The organism is Streptococcus sp. 517s (assembly GCF_054445985.1).
Genome location: NZ_CM136847.1, coordinates 1,578,534 through 1,593,462, shown reverse-complemented (window position 1 = coordinate 1,593,462; position 14,929 = coordinate 1,578,534). Strand labels below are relative to the sequence as shown.

The window sequence follows — 14,929 nt, the reverse complement described above, 5'->3', positions numbered from 1 at the left end:
CTCCATAATATCTGAGGAGATGTTATCCACTACAAATATTATAGAGCTAAAATGAATGAAAAAGGTAGATTTTTCAAACTGTTCTTGGTATAATATTCAATGCTTAAACTGCTATAGATATGCTATATTTATAGGCATTTAATTACTATCTAAAAATAAATTTTTATTTTCAAGATTGAAATATAAAATATTTTAATATGGATTTGAGTGGAGAAGATTTGATGAATAATGGGATGACATTGCAAAAAGTAACAACTTTTTTTTTAGTTGTTATAATACTATTAGGGATAATTGTTCCGAATACTGTTGCTTTTGCAGAGGGAATAATAGCTAAAGATACAATTACAGATGTCAAAAAAACTGATAAGGAAACGAAAGAAAAGATAGATCCTGAGGAACAAGCAGATAAACGGGACAATAAAACAGATTCTAAAAAAAATGATAAGGAAGCTGAAGAAAAGATAAATCCTGAAGAACAAAAAGATAAAAAGGACAATCAAGCTGAAGTAAAAGATGAGGAGTCAGAAGTTAAAGAAGAAACAATTAAGCCTAAATTTAATAACTCTTTAACGAAATCAGTTTCTTTGAATCCCGGAGCTCCAATGGATAATGGTAAACTTATGGTATATGATGACAATCATAAGATTAAAGATACATCAAATGGAGATGGAACATCAGTAAATCCATATAATTTGGCAACTATGACGGATACATTGTTTACCATAAACTATACTCCTTTTTTCCGTACAAAAGATGATGGGAGTAATGAGTTTGGAGATCAAAAAATTGTTGTCGATTTACCAACTTACGGATTTAAATTAGCGAATCCCGGAATTGAAGGAGTTCAGTTTGAAAAAATTACATTGCTTGATGCAAGGGGGAATGTAATACCATTAGATTCAGCAGCACAAACTAATTATGATAAAGTTACAAAAATTATCTATGATATCAATGATAATTTCCTTCGATCTTTGGGCGGAGGTTCAAGTTTGGTATTTAATATCGCCTTTAATAGACGTAGTTTAACAGATGAAGAATGTAAAAAGTGGATTGCTGAAGGAAAACTTGAAACAAAACTGAATGTTACTGCCTGTGAAGGAGAAAATAACACACCGATTAATAGTACAGGAAATTCATCAGAATATAAATGGAGAATGTCACCAACAAATTATGACGATCCTAAAACTACAGTAACAGGAAATCGTCATCTAAATGCAAGTAGTCTGGCGAAGATTGCGAATTCTGGATTCATAAGATTTTATGATACAGATCCTGCAAGTGGTCCATTTACTGGTAACAAAGATTACTATTATTATAAGCAAGGAACAATTCATGACGCGGATACTCCTCTAATGAGTTTAAAACATATCAAGGTTTATGTTCCGAAAAATGGAAGTGTTGAAGGAAATTTCATTTTACAAAAATTACAAATCAGAAATGGTTTATATGATTTAGATCTTGCTTATTATGCGACAGTCAGTGAAATGAAAAATGATGGTGATGGAAAGGGAAATTATTATCTCATAACACCAAGGAAACCTCTCTATAATAATGGAAGTGACCACAAATGGAACGATGCATTTACAAAGGGATTTTCACCTATTTGGCAAGTTCCTGATGGAATCGACAATATTGGTTCAGATACTTTATATGAAGCTACAACACCTGAATTTGTTTTTGAAACTCCAAATGGAACAGACGGCAAAAAGGAAGTTGTTATCAGCGCTGATGGACAAGGCGTAAAGATTAAAACTATGAAAGCTAATACTGTCGATGGATATGAAATTCATAGTTTTGCTGGACCTGGATATCAACTTTATAAAAATGCTGGAGGATTTTATACTGCAAATGCAGTTTCTGCAGATGCAAAGTATTCTGATGTTGGCTATACACGTTTAAGTAATGAATATTATATTCTAAAAGATGCCAATGGAGAATGGAATGAGTATTTTCCAAAGAATAAAACTGGTGCAACAGTTGAAACTTATGAATTTCCTGAAGAAATTCAACCTACTGCATGGAAAGGAACTGCTCAAACATGGAATACAGATTCTTATAAAGTAGCAAAAGTAGTTTATACTACAGCAGATGGTAATGAACACACAGCAGATGTAAATTCACCTGTTCATTTAGCAAATAAAGTCCATAATTTTCCTGAAGTTAAATTTGACACTTCTGGTGGAAGAGTAACTAAAGTTGAAGTTCATTGGGAGTACTTAAACAATGATACTTTTAATGCAAGTACACATTTTGCTGGTAACTATAAGGAAAATGTTAGAAGACAGTCATTTGCTCAAAGTAAATTTGATATTTATGTTACACCTACAGCTACAGGACATTTGCAGATAAAATATTCTGCAAAATCAACTGATCCAACTGCGGATGCAAATGATAATTTTGATTATGAAGCTAATAAAGCTGTGAAAAGTCCTGTTAATAATGTGAGTGGAAAAGCAAAGGATGATTTCTTCTGGACAACTGTAACTCAAAAGAAATGTACACCTTTGAAAGCTGAGAGTACTGGTGATAGATTAAAGGAAAATGTATTATATCCAAATCAAGCGGAGAATGGAACTTTTTATGATACTTGGAAATTGTTCTTTGATTATGGAACGAAGAAAGAATTTTCTCCTGTAACGAAAAATCCAAGAATTGATTTGACAGTGGGAACTTTGAATCTCAAAGGACTTGATTCTAAGGCTGACAAAACTGGACTTTTGACTGGGAAATTTACAGCAAATAAATCCTTAAGTGGTTGGAAAATTATTTATAAAACTGCGGATAATGTACTTGGAATAGAGGGTACAGAAAAAGTATATAATATTGGAAATATTGAAGATGGAACAAAAATAGACCTTGGAATTAATAGGGATATTGAACATCTATCAAGTATTGTTTTAACTTATGATGGAGTATATAATATTGAGCCATTTGCCAATAAAGAAACAGGAGAAGTAGTATTATTTTCCAATATTGAATATGAACTTAGAAATACTGATTTTAAAGGCAATCCATTGACGCTAGAGAAGGAAAAGGGAATTGCTTGGTATGGACCTAATTACTTTATTCAGAATTTAGAAGGTAAATACTATAATGAAAGTTGTAGAGATTCAAATCATATTCATGATGCAGGAAAAGGGCAAGACTTTGGTGGTAGAACATGGAATAGTATAAAACTACCGCAACGTTATGGTATTCTTACTAGAACTTATATCGTTACAAATAAGACTGCCGATAATGTGATTGAGCCTTCAGGTAATGATACAAATAATTCTATTTCTCAATCAGGAACAAGTACTCAAAAGGTTAAATTTAATACAAAAGCTTACGCTTATGCTATGAACTCAGACATGCCTGAAGCGGGTAAGATGCCTTATGGAATTCCTGAATCCGCTTATGTAGAAATAAAAGATAAACAATTTGCTGCAGATGTAGATAAGTGTAAGTTTTTAGGATTTGATAATGCATCTGGCAATGTTATTATTAAACAAGTTACAGATGCTGATGGTAGAGTATGGATTAAAATGTCTATTACAGAAGCGGGCATACAAGCTTTAAATAGACAATTTAGAGAAATTACTAAGAATAAAGCTTTTTCTTACTATTATTACTACAATAATAGTGTACTTAAATTTATGGAAGATCCAGTTGTCATTGCACTGAAGAGTTTTAGATACACAAGTGTTACATCTCCAGGAGAAAATGAGCATCGTCCATATGGAATGGTTTATTATGATATGAGCCCACTTGAAACGAAGCTGGATGGAAGTAAAAATGAATATTATAGCCATGCAAAGCTTGAAGGAGATTTATTCCAACTTTCTGAAAATGCTGCAAAAGCTCTTGATGCTACGAAGGAAAAGAAATTATTTGGAATTGATTTGAGCAAGGTGGAAGTTGTTGTATCCAAGAATACGGCGGTAGGATCAAATATATTCCCTGGGAAATATGATAATATCGTCTATGGAACAGCGGGAAGTAAATTTCCTACACAGACTTTCTATCCAGATGAAAGAGATAATTTACGTGGAGACTTCTTCGTTCAAGCTCCAGACTCAGATGGATTTAAGGACTTTAAGGCTATCTTAGAAATTCCTAAAAAGGATAAATCTATATCCTATACACAAAATAATGAAACTGTTCAAACACCAAAAACACAAGTGGATATGTATTTGACTGGTGAAGTTGAGGTAATGGGAGATAGTCGTCCTGGTAAACAAGAATTTAGTTATAGCATAGATGGTGGAAATACATTTATTTCTGCAGCGGATGTAAAAGATTGGGGAAAAGTAACCCATGTTAAACTTGATTTGGGAGAACTTCCTAAAGGTAGTCAAGTAAATATTAAATTACCACTTAAGACTCATGAAAAAACTACTATTGATGAACTTGAAGCATATATTGGTGGAAGTTTTGAAACGACTGATTATACAGGAGTTAAAACGAGTGGATATATAAATCCTGCAAAATATATTTATGGAAATTATGCAGTTATGTCCTCAGATGTATGGTGGGATAAAAACGAAAATGGAAAACTTGATGAGGGAGAAACAAAAGCAAAAGGTGTTAAACTTGAACTATATTCTCCTGATCATGATGTGACTATTAATAACAAGTTAATTCCTGCTAATACTTTGATTCATAGTTCAACTACAGATGAAAATGGAAGATATGAATTAAAGAGCTTTATGCTTGAGGCTGGTCAATGGATAAAGGTTACAATGCCAGATGGTGAAACTAAACTAACATTGAAAGCCAATCACTCTGAGATGGAAGAAACAAAAAATTCTGACTTTGATAGAGCAAGCTATAAAACAGCTGAATTACCTGAATTAGTAAAAGAAAAACCTCTTGAAATTATAGGTTGCGGACTTATAAGAGTACCTAAGATAAAAACAGAGCCTGTTAAAATACATGTTGGAGAAGAGTCAGAAGAAGGAGCGGCAAAAGCTGTTGCAACAAGTGATCATCCTACTGTATCTCCTGAATTAAAATATATTGAGTTGCAAAATGATGTGGCTGATGTTGATGGTAGTGGTAAAATAAGAGGAAAATCTACGGGGAAAATTAAAGCTGAAGTTACGACAACAAACACATTGGCAAGTAGCGATCAGGCAATACCTGAAGATACCGTAAAAGCGGAGTACGATATTATTGTTTATGGAAAGGTAAATTATCATAAAAATCACGCTGATGTAAATGGAGAAGCACCAAAGGATAATAACGAATACTATCCATCCATTACAGAAAATGGAAATGATGCCGATACTGACAAGGTAACCGTTTTAGATGCAGGTACGATGAAAAGATCTGGATATATCTTCAAGGGATGGAATACACAAGCTGACGGTAAAGGCACTATGTATTCAAAGGGAGATACATTTAAGACAGGAACAATTGATAAAGATGTAGAGTTATATGCAATTTGGTCTTTAATATGGGCACCAATGGAAATTCCAACCCGAGCGATCACGGTCACAAAAGAGTGGCAAGGCTCAGATGGCAACAAGATTGATGCACCTGTGGACAGTATCACAGTTGAACTCTACAAAGACGGCGTAGCAACAGGCAGTGTACAAGAGTTGACCAAAGCCAACAACTGGACAGCCAGCTTTGAGCAACAGCCAGTCTCTGCGACCCTTGGTGGAGAAGCTCATGAGTACACCGTCAAAGAAGTTGGCGAAATCTTAAACAACATTCAAGTGACAGGCAAATGGTATGGAGTCGGTTACGCAGGAAGCATGAAAGAAGGCTTCACCATCACCAATAAGGAAAAGACTCCGTGGGCTCCAATGATCCCACCAACCAGAGATGTTAAAGTGACCAAAGAGTGGCAAGACTCAGATGGCAACAAGATCGACGCGCCTGTAGACAGTGTCACAGTCGAACTCTATAAAGACGGAGCCGCAACTGGTCAAGTACAAGAGTTGACCAAAGATAACAACTGGACAGCCAGCTTTGAGCAACAGCCAGTCTCTGCGACCCTTGGTGGAGAAGCTCATGAGTACACCGTCAAAGAAGTTGGCGAAATCTTAAACAACATTCAAGTGACAGGCAAATGGTATGGAGTCGGTTACGCAGGAAGCATGAAAGAAGGCTTCACGATTACCAATAAAGAAAAGACTCCGTGGGCTCCAATGATCCCACCAACCAGAGATGTTAAAGTGACCAAAGAGTGGCAAGACTCAGATGGCAACAAGATCGACGCGCCTGTAGACAGTGTCACAGTCGAACTCTATAAAGACGGAGCCGCAACTGGTCAAGTACAAGAGTTGACCAAAGATAACAACTGGACAGCCAGCTTTGAGCAACAGCCAGTCTCTGCGACCCTTGGTGGAGAAGCTCATGAGTACACCGTCAAAGAAGTTGGCGAAATCTTAAACAACATTCAAGTGACAGGCAAATGGTATGGAGTCGGTTACGCAGGAAGCATGAAAGAAGGCTTCACGATTACCAATAAAGAAAAGACTCCGTGGGCTCCAATGATCCCACCAACCAGAGATGTTAAAGTGACCAAAGAGTGGCAAGACTCAGATGGCAACAAGATTGATGCACCTGTGGACAGTATCACAGTTGAACTCTACAAAGACGGCGTAGCCACAGGTCAGGTACAAGAGTTGAAGTCAGCCAATAACTGGACAGCCACCTTTGAGCAATTACCAGTATCCGCGACTTTGGGTGGAGAAGCTCATGAGTACACCGTCAAAGAAGTTGGCGAAATTTCAAACAACATTCAAGTGGCAGGCAAATGGTATGGCGTCCGTTATGAGGGAAGCATGAAAGATGGCTTCACGATTACCAATAAGGAAAAGACTCCATGGGCCCCAATGGAAATTCCAACCAGAGATGTCAAGGTAACAAAAGAATGGAAAGATTCAGCTGGTAACGATGTATCCGCGTCTGTAGATAGTGTCAAAGTAGAACTCTACAAAGACGGCGTGGCCACAGGTCAAGTACAAGAGTTGACCAAAGCCAACAACTGGACAGCCAGCTTTGAGCAACTGCCAGTCTCTGCGACCCTCGGTGGCGAAGCTCATCAGTACACCATCAAAGAAGTTGGCGAAATTTCAAACAACATTCAAGTGGCAGGCAAATGGTATGGAGTCGGTTACGCAGGCAGCATGAAAGATGGCTTCACGATTAGCAATAAAGAAAAGACTCCGTGGGCTCCAATGGTCCCACCAACCCGAGCAATCACGGTCACAAAAGAGTGGCAAGATTCAGATGGCAACAAGATCGACGCGCCTGTAGACAGTGTCACAGTCGAACTCTATAAAGACGGCGTGGCAACTGGTCAAGTACAAGAGTTGACCAAAGCCAACAACTGGACAGCCAGCTTTGAGAAACTGCCAGTCTCTGCGACCCTTGGTGGAGAAGCTCATGAGTACACCGTCAAAGAAGTTGGCGAAATTTCAAACAACATTCAAGTGGCAGGCAAATGGTATGGCGTCCGTTATGAGGGAAGCATGAAAGAAGGCTTCACGATCACCAATAAGGAAAAGACTCCATGGGCTCCAATGGAAATTCCAACCCGAGATGTCAAGGTAACAAAAGAATGGGAAGATTCAGCTGGTAACGATGTATCCGCGCCTGTAGATAGTGTCAAAGTAGAACTCTACAAAGACGGCGTAGCCACAGGTCAGGTACAAGAGTTGAAGTCAGCCAATAACTGGACAGCCACCTTTGAGCAATTACCAGTATCCGCGACCCTCGGTGGAGCGGCTCATGAATATACCATTAAAGAAGTTGGTGAAAGCTTAAACAACATTCAAGTGGCAGGCAAGTGGTATGGAGTCGGTTACGCAGGAAGCATGAAAGAAGGCTTTACGATCACCAACCAAGAAAAGACTCCAACAAAACCTTCTACACCAAATAATCCAGAATCGAATAAACCAGAGGTACCAAATACAAGTAATAACAAGACATTACCTAATACAGGAGATGGAAGCAACGTATCCCAATATGTATGGATAATGTTAACCTCAGGAGTATTACTGATGCTAATAGGATATAGACGTAAAAATCAAGGATAGTAGAAATAAGGAATAACTTCACTACTGTAAAGGATAGTGCTTAGAAGTCATGGGCAACTGTAGTGGGGAACATATAACTAAGTACGAGAGAGAATCAGATTGGTTCTCTCTTTTTGATATTCAAAGCAATGAGAATTCTAGTTTTAAAGTTGTCAAAGTTCTTCAAGTTTTGTGTCAGGTTATGGATGAAACTTAACGTTAACGCTCTTATTATCGGCAGGCTTCTTCAGGCAATTTGAATATTAAGATTTACCTACTTTAGAAATGATAGAGCTTGCTAATTTCAGAAAATTTTCCCACTTTTTCATAAAGTGTGGTAGAATAGAAGAACTAAAATGACAAGGGGATTTATATGGAACAAACATTCTTTATCATTAAGCCAGATGGTGTGAAGAGAGGTCTAGTTGGCGAGGTTTTGAAAAGAATTGAGCGACGTGGTTTCAAACTCGAAAAATTAGAGTTATGTTCAACAGTTTCAGAAGATTTGATTGACCAACACTATCGCGACTTAGTTGGAAAAAGTTTTTATCCTCCTATCCGCCAATTTATGACCTCAGGTCCAATAATTGTGGGAATCATTTCAGGTCCCAAGGTAATTGAAAGCTGGCGTGACATGATGGGAGCTACTCGTCCAGAAGAGGCTCTTTCGGGGACAATCCGGGGAGATTTTGCTAAGGCGGCAGGAGAAAATCAAGCCATTCAAAACGTCGTACATGGATCAGATTCAGAAGAGTCAGCTAAACGAGAAATCGCCCTCTGGTTTAAGGATTAGATTAGAAGAGAACAGTTCTGTGAATGACGGAACTGTTTTTTGTACCGTTCAGCGTCCTAATGTGACATTTCGGAAGTCATTTATCATTTTCTAATCCTGTCAGAGTATAATTTCTTATACGGAGGAAGAAAAGGAAATGATGAAATCAATTCGTGTTTTATTATTATTAGCTGTAGCTCAAATTTTATTTGGAAGTTGTTTATTGTGGAAGGAATCATTTTTATCCTTAAGAGAAGGAAATGTCTATTTTTTAATTCTCATAGTGGGAGTTTCTGGTTTTTGTGCTGGGATTAATTACTTTCATACCTTGGGTCAGAAAAGTCATAGTATTTTGCGTGTTCAAAAGAAAGTAAGTCTTGTTTATAGCCTTCTTTTAGTAGTCAATCTTCTGGCAACCTGTCTGGTTCTCACAGAAAGCATCCAAACTACTAGCAAATTGCAGCAGGATCTGGTTGACCTCTTTCTGCCGTCATTCTTTTTTTTATTGGGTATTGATATGTGGATTTTTCTGCCTTTTGATAAATATATTCGGGATATGGACAACCATCTCAACAAGAAGAGAACGGTTGTGATTTCCGTTTTAGGCACGATTATTTTCTTGAGAAATCCCGTAACAATCTCCTCCATTCTCCTTTATATCGGTCTTGGTTTTTTATGTGCGCGTTTCCTCTTTCCAAAATCCGTGCAAAGGGAAATTTCATTTTACGGACATGTGATTCGCGATGTTTTATTTGTTATTTGTATTTTTACCTTTTTCTAAGAAAGGCAAGGGGAACTGTAAATTTAGCATAGTAAGTCTATAAAGAAAATTCACACAAAAGGAAACTTTTTGGTATAATAGTAACATGTACACAAAAAATGAAGAAGAGCTTCTAGCTCTCGGAGAAAGATTAGGTCACTTGCTTCAAAAAGACGATGTTCTGATCTTGACGGGAGAGTTGGGTGCGGGTAAAACAACCTTTACAAAAGGCATTGCCAAGGGCTTGGATATCCGTCAGATGATTAAAAGTCCAACTTATACTATCGTGAGAGAGTATGAAGGGCGTCTGCCGCTTTACCATTTGGATGTCTACCGTATCGAAGGAGATGCTGATTCTATTGACTTGGATGAGTTTCTCTTTGGTGGCGGTGTGACTGTTATTGAGTGGGGGCATCTTTTGGGTGAGGATTTACCAGATTCTTACTTGGAGTTGGAAATTTTGAAAGAAGCTGAGGGTCGTTGCCTTCATTTTACAGCTCATGGCCCTCGGGCTGAACAACTCATCAAGGAGCTTCAGGATGGAGTATGAGTTGTGCATTCGTGAGGCAGAGACTTTAGATGCTACAGCCTTGATTGCATTTTTAGATTGTGTCGGTCAAGAGACAGACTTCACCAGCCTAGATGAAAATGGTATCATGATGACTGCTTCTGAAATGGCTCTTTTTATCGAAAAGCAAGCTGCATCGGAGAATCAAATTACTCTCCTCGCCTTACTGAATGATGAGATTGCGGGTGTCTTAAATATCACAGCGGATCAACATTTAAGGGTTCAGCATATTGGAGATGTCTTTTTAGCGGTTCGAAAGAAATTCTGGAACCAAGGATTGGCTACAATACTTCTAGAAGAAGGCATCGAGTGGGCTAAAGCTAGTGGTATCTTGTGCCGCTTGCAACTCAGTGTACAAAAACGAAATGAGGTTGCTATCCACCTCTATTCAAAAATGGGATTTATCACAGAAGGCTTGCAAGAAAGAGGAGCCTATTTAGCAGAAGGGATATTTTTAGATGTTTGTCTGATGGGCAAATTGATAGATGAATAACGAGATGATCAAAAAATTAATTGGAATGGTGCTAGGTTTCCTGGCCGTAACAGTTGTAGGTGTAGGAATTTATGCCTACACAATCTATCAGCAGGGGACTGCAACCCTGAGTCAAAAAACTTACAAAAAAATCGGTGAAGAAACCAACGTGATCGAAGCAACTGAGCCTTTAACGATTCTCCTAATGGGGGTAGATACGGGAAATTCGGAACGTACAGATCCGTGGGCAGGGAATAGTGATTCTATGATACTCCTGACGGTTAATCCCAAAACAAAGAAAACCACTATGATGAGTTTGGAACGGGATATTTTGACTAAGATCGAGAATGAAAATGGCCAAGTTCAGGAAGCCAAACTCAATGCGGCCTATGCTAATGGTGGTGCGGAACTTGCAATTTCTACTATTCAAAAGATGATGAATATCCACATTGACCGCTATGTGATGGTTAACATGCAGGGACTTCAACAATTGGTGGATGCAGTTGGTGGGATCACCGTCAACAATACACTTGGTTTTCCAATTTCTATCACTGACCAAGAAGAGTTTAATAAGATTTCCATTGGTGTTGGGGAACAAAACTTGAATGGTGAGGAAGCCTTGGTGTATTCACGGATGCGTTACCAAGACCCTGAAGGAGACTACGGTCGTCAAAAGCGTCAACGTGAAGTTATTCAAAAAATCGTAGAGAAGGTTTTGAGTCTAAATAGTGTGAGCCACTATCAAGGCATCCTCAAAGCTTTGAGTGATAACATGCAGACCAATGTGGACTTATCAGCTAAGAGCATTCCACAATTGCTCGGCTATCAAGATTCCTTCAAGAATATTGAAACCCATCAATTACGTGGAGAAGATGCTGAGCTACAGGGAATTTCTTATCAAATCGTCACTTCAGAACATATGCTCGAGATGCAGAATCTCTTGCGTAGTTCACTGGGTAAAGAGCCAGTGACAGAATTAGAAACCAATGCGGTACTGTACGAAACAGCGTTTGGCCGGACAGCGCCTTCAACCAGTACTAGTGTTTCAAACGAAGAGGTAGAATAAAACAAAGAATCAAATCGTGGGAAATTTCCTGCGATTTTTTCAAAAAAATTCGAATAGATAAATAGGAGGAAAAATGAAAGCAGAAATTATTGCTGTCGGAACAGAAATTTTAACAGGGCAGATCGTCAATACCAATGCTCAGTTTTTATCAGAGAAGCTAGCCGAAATCGGGGTAGACGTCTACTTCCAAACAGCTGTCGGAGACAATGAAGCTCGTCTTTTGTCCTTGCTTGAGATTGCGAGCCAACGTAGTAATCTTGTGATTTTGACAGGGGGCTTGGGACCAACCGAGGATGATTTGACCAAACAAACTCTGGCAAAATTTTTGGGAAAAGATCTAGTGTTTGACCCTCAAGCACAAGAGAAACTGGATATTTTCTTTGCTCATAGACCTGACTATGCTCGGACACCGAATAATGAGCGCCAAGCCCAAATTGTAGAAGGGGCAACTCCGCTGCTAAATGAGACAGGTTTAGCAGTAGGAGGGGTGTCGGAAGTGGATGGAGTGACCTACGTGGTACTTCCAGGACCGCCAAGTGAGTTGAAACCCATGGTCTTAAATCAACTCTTACCCAAGCTGATGACAGGCACCAAACTATATTCCCGAGTGCTTCGTTTCTTTGGAATTGGTGAGAGTCAGTTGGTGACCATTTTGGCGGATTTGATTGACCATCAAACCGATCCGACTTTGGTACCTTATGCCAAGACGGGAGAAGTGACCTTGCGCTTGTCTACAAAAGCAGTCAGTCAAGAAAAGGCTAATCAAGCGCTGGATATCTTAGAAAATCAAATCTTGAGTCGCCAAACTTTCGAGGGAATTTCTTTACGAGACATCTGTTACGGATATGGGGAAGAAACCAGCCTCGCAAGTGTCGTTGTAGAAGAGCTAAAGAAGAGACAGAAAAGCATTACTGCGGCAGAAAGCTTGACGGCAGGTCTCTTTCAAGCGACATTAGCAGACTTTTCGGGCGTTTCAGCCATCTTTAATGGCGGTTTTGTCACTTACAGTCTAGAAGAAAAGTCTAAGATGCTGGATATTTCCGAGCAAGAGCTAAAAGAACACGGGGTCGTTTCTGAGTTTACGGCTCGAAAAATGGCAGAGCAGGCACGGCTCAAGACTCAGTCTGATTATGGAGTCAGTCTGACAGGTGTGGCTGGGCCAGATAGCCTAGAGGGGCATCCAGCCGGCACAGTTTTTATTGGACTGGCACATGCAAAAGGGACAGAGGTGATCAAGGCTAATATCGCAGGACGGAGTCGAGCAGATGTACGTCACATCGCGGTTATGCATGCCTTTAACCTAGTTCGCAAGGCTTTATTAAGTGACTAAATTTTGATATAATAGTAGATAGGTCTAAGGACCAGTAGAATATAGGAGAACAGAATGGCGAAAAAACCAAAAAAATTAGATGAGATTTCAAAAAAGTTTGGAGCGGATCGTGAAAAAGCCTTGAACGATGCTCTTAAACTGATTGAAAAAGACTTCGGTAAAGGCTCAATCATGCGTTTAGGTGAACGCGCAGAACAAAAAGTGCAAGTGATGAGTTCAGGCTCATTGGCTCTTGACATTGCCCTTGGTTCAGGTGGTTATCCTAAGGGACGCATCATCGAAATCTACGGACCAGAATCATCTGGTAAGACAACGGTTGCCCTTCACGCTGTTGCGCAAGCACAGAAAGAAGGTGGTATTGCAGCCTTTATCGATGCGGAACATGCTCTTGACCCAGCCTATGCTGCGGCCCTTGGTGTAAACATTGATGAGTTGCTTTTATCACAACCAGACTCAGGTGAGCAAGGTCTTGAAATTGCAGGGAAATTGATTGACTCAGGTGCAGTTGACCTTGTCGTTATTGACTCAGTTGCGGCCCTTGTGCCTCGTGCAGAAATCGATGGGGATATTGGAGACAGCCACGTTGGTTTGCAAGCTCGTATGATGAGTCAGGCCATGCGTAAACTCGGAGCTTCTATCAATAAAACCAAAACAATTGCCATCTTTATCAACCAGTTGCGTGAGAAAGTTGGGGTCATGTTTGGAAATCCAGAAACAACACCTGGTGGACGTGCTCTGAAATTCTACGCTTCAGTCCGTTTGGATGTTCGTGGGAGCACACAAATCAAAGGAACCGGTGACCAAAAAGATACCAATGTCGGTAAGGAAACCAAGATTAAGGTTGTCAAAAATAAGGTAGCTCCACCGTTTAAGGAAGCCTTTGTTGAAATCATGTACGGAGAAGGGATTTCTAAGACCGGTGAGCTCTTGAAAATTGCAAGTGATCTCGATATTATCCAAAAAGCCGGAGCGTGGTACTCTTACAAGGGTGAAAAAATTGGACAAGGATCTGAAAATGCTAAGAAATACTTGGCAGATCACCCAGAAGTTTTTGATGAGATTGACCATCAGGTTCGTGTTCAATACGGTTTGATTGAAGATGAAGAGGGAGCCGCTCCTACTTCTGTCGCAGAAGATCTAGCACCTAACCAAGAAGTAACGCTTGACCTAGGCGATGGACTTGAAATCGAAATTGAAGATTAAAGATAAAACTAGGGAAAGCTTTCAAAATCATAAAAACGCATAATATCAGGTATTCATAACCTTGATATTATGCGTTTTATCGTGAGAAAGTTCATTAGACTTCTCTTCCTTGAAACAACTAATGATCACTAAAGCGTCTGTATTTGATATGAAAGTCAAAATAATGTTCATCTTGTAATTTTTGGAAGATGTCGCGATAGGCCTCCTCGTCGAAATGGTCACCGCGGTAGAGAATTTCAAAACTCAAGCCATCATACTCTAGAAAAGCGTTAGCTGTTTTAAAGCCATTTTGTTGATAGAAGCTCATACGAGCTTTTCTTTGTTCCAAGTTATCGCATTCTTCATCCAATCGCTCCACTTCAAGCAACATGGTCCGCTGGTAAAAATCAGTTAGTTTGTCGATAATTTCCTTCCCGTACCCGTGACTTCTTAAGTGAGGCATGATGGCAAAAAAGCTAATATAGAAGGCCTTTTGGTTGGAGATGGCAAAAGCAAAGCCAACAAATTCTTCTTCGTTATAAAAAGCAAAAAAGTGGGCGTCATCTCGGTCCTGATAGCGCAAAAACTCAGAAAGAGGGACTCGTTCCTCCTCGGGGAAAGCTTCGTTATTTAGCTTTTCAACTTTATCAAGATCTGGAAACACATCGGTTATTAATTGACTGGTCAAACTCATAAATGACCTCCTTTTCTTGATTATAGCAAATTGTCTCTCTGGAAGCAATTGATTTCAGGATTCGTTAAAGAAT

Annotated in this window: 9 protein-coding genes; 8 read left to right on the top strand and 1 reads right to left on the bottom strand. The window is 39.2% G+C overall.

Features of this window, described 5'->3' with window-relative positions; genetic code table 11:
* Positions 1-221: 221 nt before the first annotated feature.
* The 8 genes from ACVX3R_RS07960 (at position 222) to recA (ending at position 14,183) form a co-directional block, all read left to right on the top strand.
* A complete protein-coding gene (locus tag ACVX3R_RS07960) occupies positions 222-8,033 on the top strand; it encodes a Cna B-type domain-containing protein (protein WP_458794815.1) in 7,812 nt (2,603 codons plus the stop codon).
* Positions 8,034-8,385: 352 nt separating this feature from the next.
* Positions 8,386-8,805 (top strand): nucleoside-diphosphate kinase, encoded by a 420-nt coding sequence (gene ndk, locus ACVX3R_RS07955; RefSeq protein WP_458794814.1) that lies wholly within the window; start codon positions 8,386-8,388, stop codon positions 8,803-8,805.
* Positions 8,806-8,941: 136 nt separating this feature from the next.
* Entirely contained in the window at positions 8,942-9,565 is a 624-nt protein-coding gene (locus ACVX3R_RS07950) for a hypothetical protein (RefSeq protein WP_414331011.1), read from the top strand.
* A gap of 85 nt (positions 9,566-9,650) precedes the next feature.
* Complete coding sequence (tsaE, locus tag ACVX3R_RS07945) at positions 9,651-10,094, top strand: tRNA (adenosine(37)-N6)-threonylcarbamoyltransferase complex ATPase subunit type 1 TsaE (protein WP_458794813.1); 444 nt, start codon at positions 9,651-9,653, stop codon at positions 10,092-10,094.
* Positions 10,084-10,605 carry an N-acetyltransferase family protein gene (locus tag ACVX3R_RS07940; RefSeq protein ID WP_458794812.1) on the top strand — a complete coding sequence of 174 codons (522 nt, stop codon included), beginning with the start codon at positions 10,084-10,086 and terminating at the stop codon, positions 10,603-10,605. Before tsaE ends, ACVX3R_RS07940 begins: the two co-directional genes overlap by 11 nt.
* Before the next feature lie 4 nt (positions 10,606-10,609).
* Entirely contained in the window at positions 10,610-11,650 is a 1,041-nt protein-coding gene (lytR, locus tag ACVX3R_RS07935) for a glycopolymer--peptidoglycan transferase LytR (protein ID WP_458794811.1), read from the top strand.
* Positions 11,651-11,723: 73 nt separating this feature from the next.
* Positions 11,724-12,980, top strand: coding sequence for a competence/damage-inducible protein A (locus tag ACVX3R_RS07930; RefSeq protein WP_458794810.1), 1,257 nt, complete (start codon positions 11,724-11,726; stop codon positions 12,978-12,980).
* A gap of 54 nt (positions 12,981-13,034) precedes the next feature.
* Entirely contained in the window at positions 13,035-14,183 is a 1,149-nt protein-coding gene (gene recA / locus ACVX3R_RS07925; protein ID WP_247917895.1) for a recombinase RecA, read from the top strand.
* A 118-nt stretch (positions 14,184-14,301) separates the two neighbouring features.
* On the opposite strand, the gene ACVX3R_RS07920 is transcribed toward recA, so the two are convergent.
* A complete protein-coding gene (locus ACVX3R_RS07920; RefSeq protein ID WP_000060287.1) occupies positions 14,302-14,856 on the bottom strand; it encodes a GNAT family N-acetyltransferase in 555 nt (184 codons plus the stop codon).
* Between the last annotated feature and the right edge of the window lie 73 nt (positions 14,857-14,929).

Bases quoted from the DNA above. Each gene is read 5' to 3' on its own strand.
- ACVX3R_RS07960 (WP_458794815.1), top strand. From the start codon at position 222: ATGAATAATGGGATGACATTGCAAAAAGTAACAACTTTTTTTTTAGTT.
- ndk (WP_458794814.1), top strand. From the start codon at position 8,386: ATGGAACAAACATTCTTTATCATTAAGCCAGATGGTGTGAAGAGAGGT.
- ACVX3R_RS07950 (WP_414331011.1), top strand. From the start codon at position 8,942: ATGATGAAATCAATTCGTGTTTTATTATTATTAGCTGTAGCTCAAATT.
- tsaE (WP_458794813.1), top strand. From the start codon at position 9,651: ATGTACACAAAAAATGAAGAAGAGCTTCTAGCTCTCGGAGAAAGATTA.
- ACVX3R_RS07940 (WP_458794812.1), top strand. From the start codon at position 10,084: ATGGAGTATGAGTTGTGCATTCGTGAGGCAGAGACTTTAGATGCTACA.
- lytR (WP_458794811.1), top strand. From the start codon at position 10,610: ATGATCAAAAAATTAATTGGAATGGTGCTAGGTTTCCTGGCCGTAACA.
- ACVX3R_RS07930 (WP_458794810.1), top strand. From the start codon at position 11,724: ATGAAAGCAGAAATTATTGCTGTCGGAACAGAAATTTTAACAGGGCAG.
- recA (WP_247917895.1), top strand. From the start codon at position 13,035: ATGGCGAAAAAACCAAAAAAATTAGATGAGATTTCAAAAAAGTTTGGA.
- ACVX3R_RS07920 (WP_000060287.1), bottom strand. From the start codon at position 14,856: ATGAGTTTGACCAGTCAATTAATAACCGATGTGTTTCCAGATCTTGAT.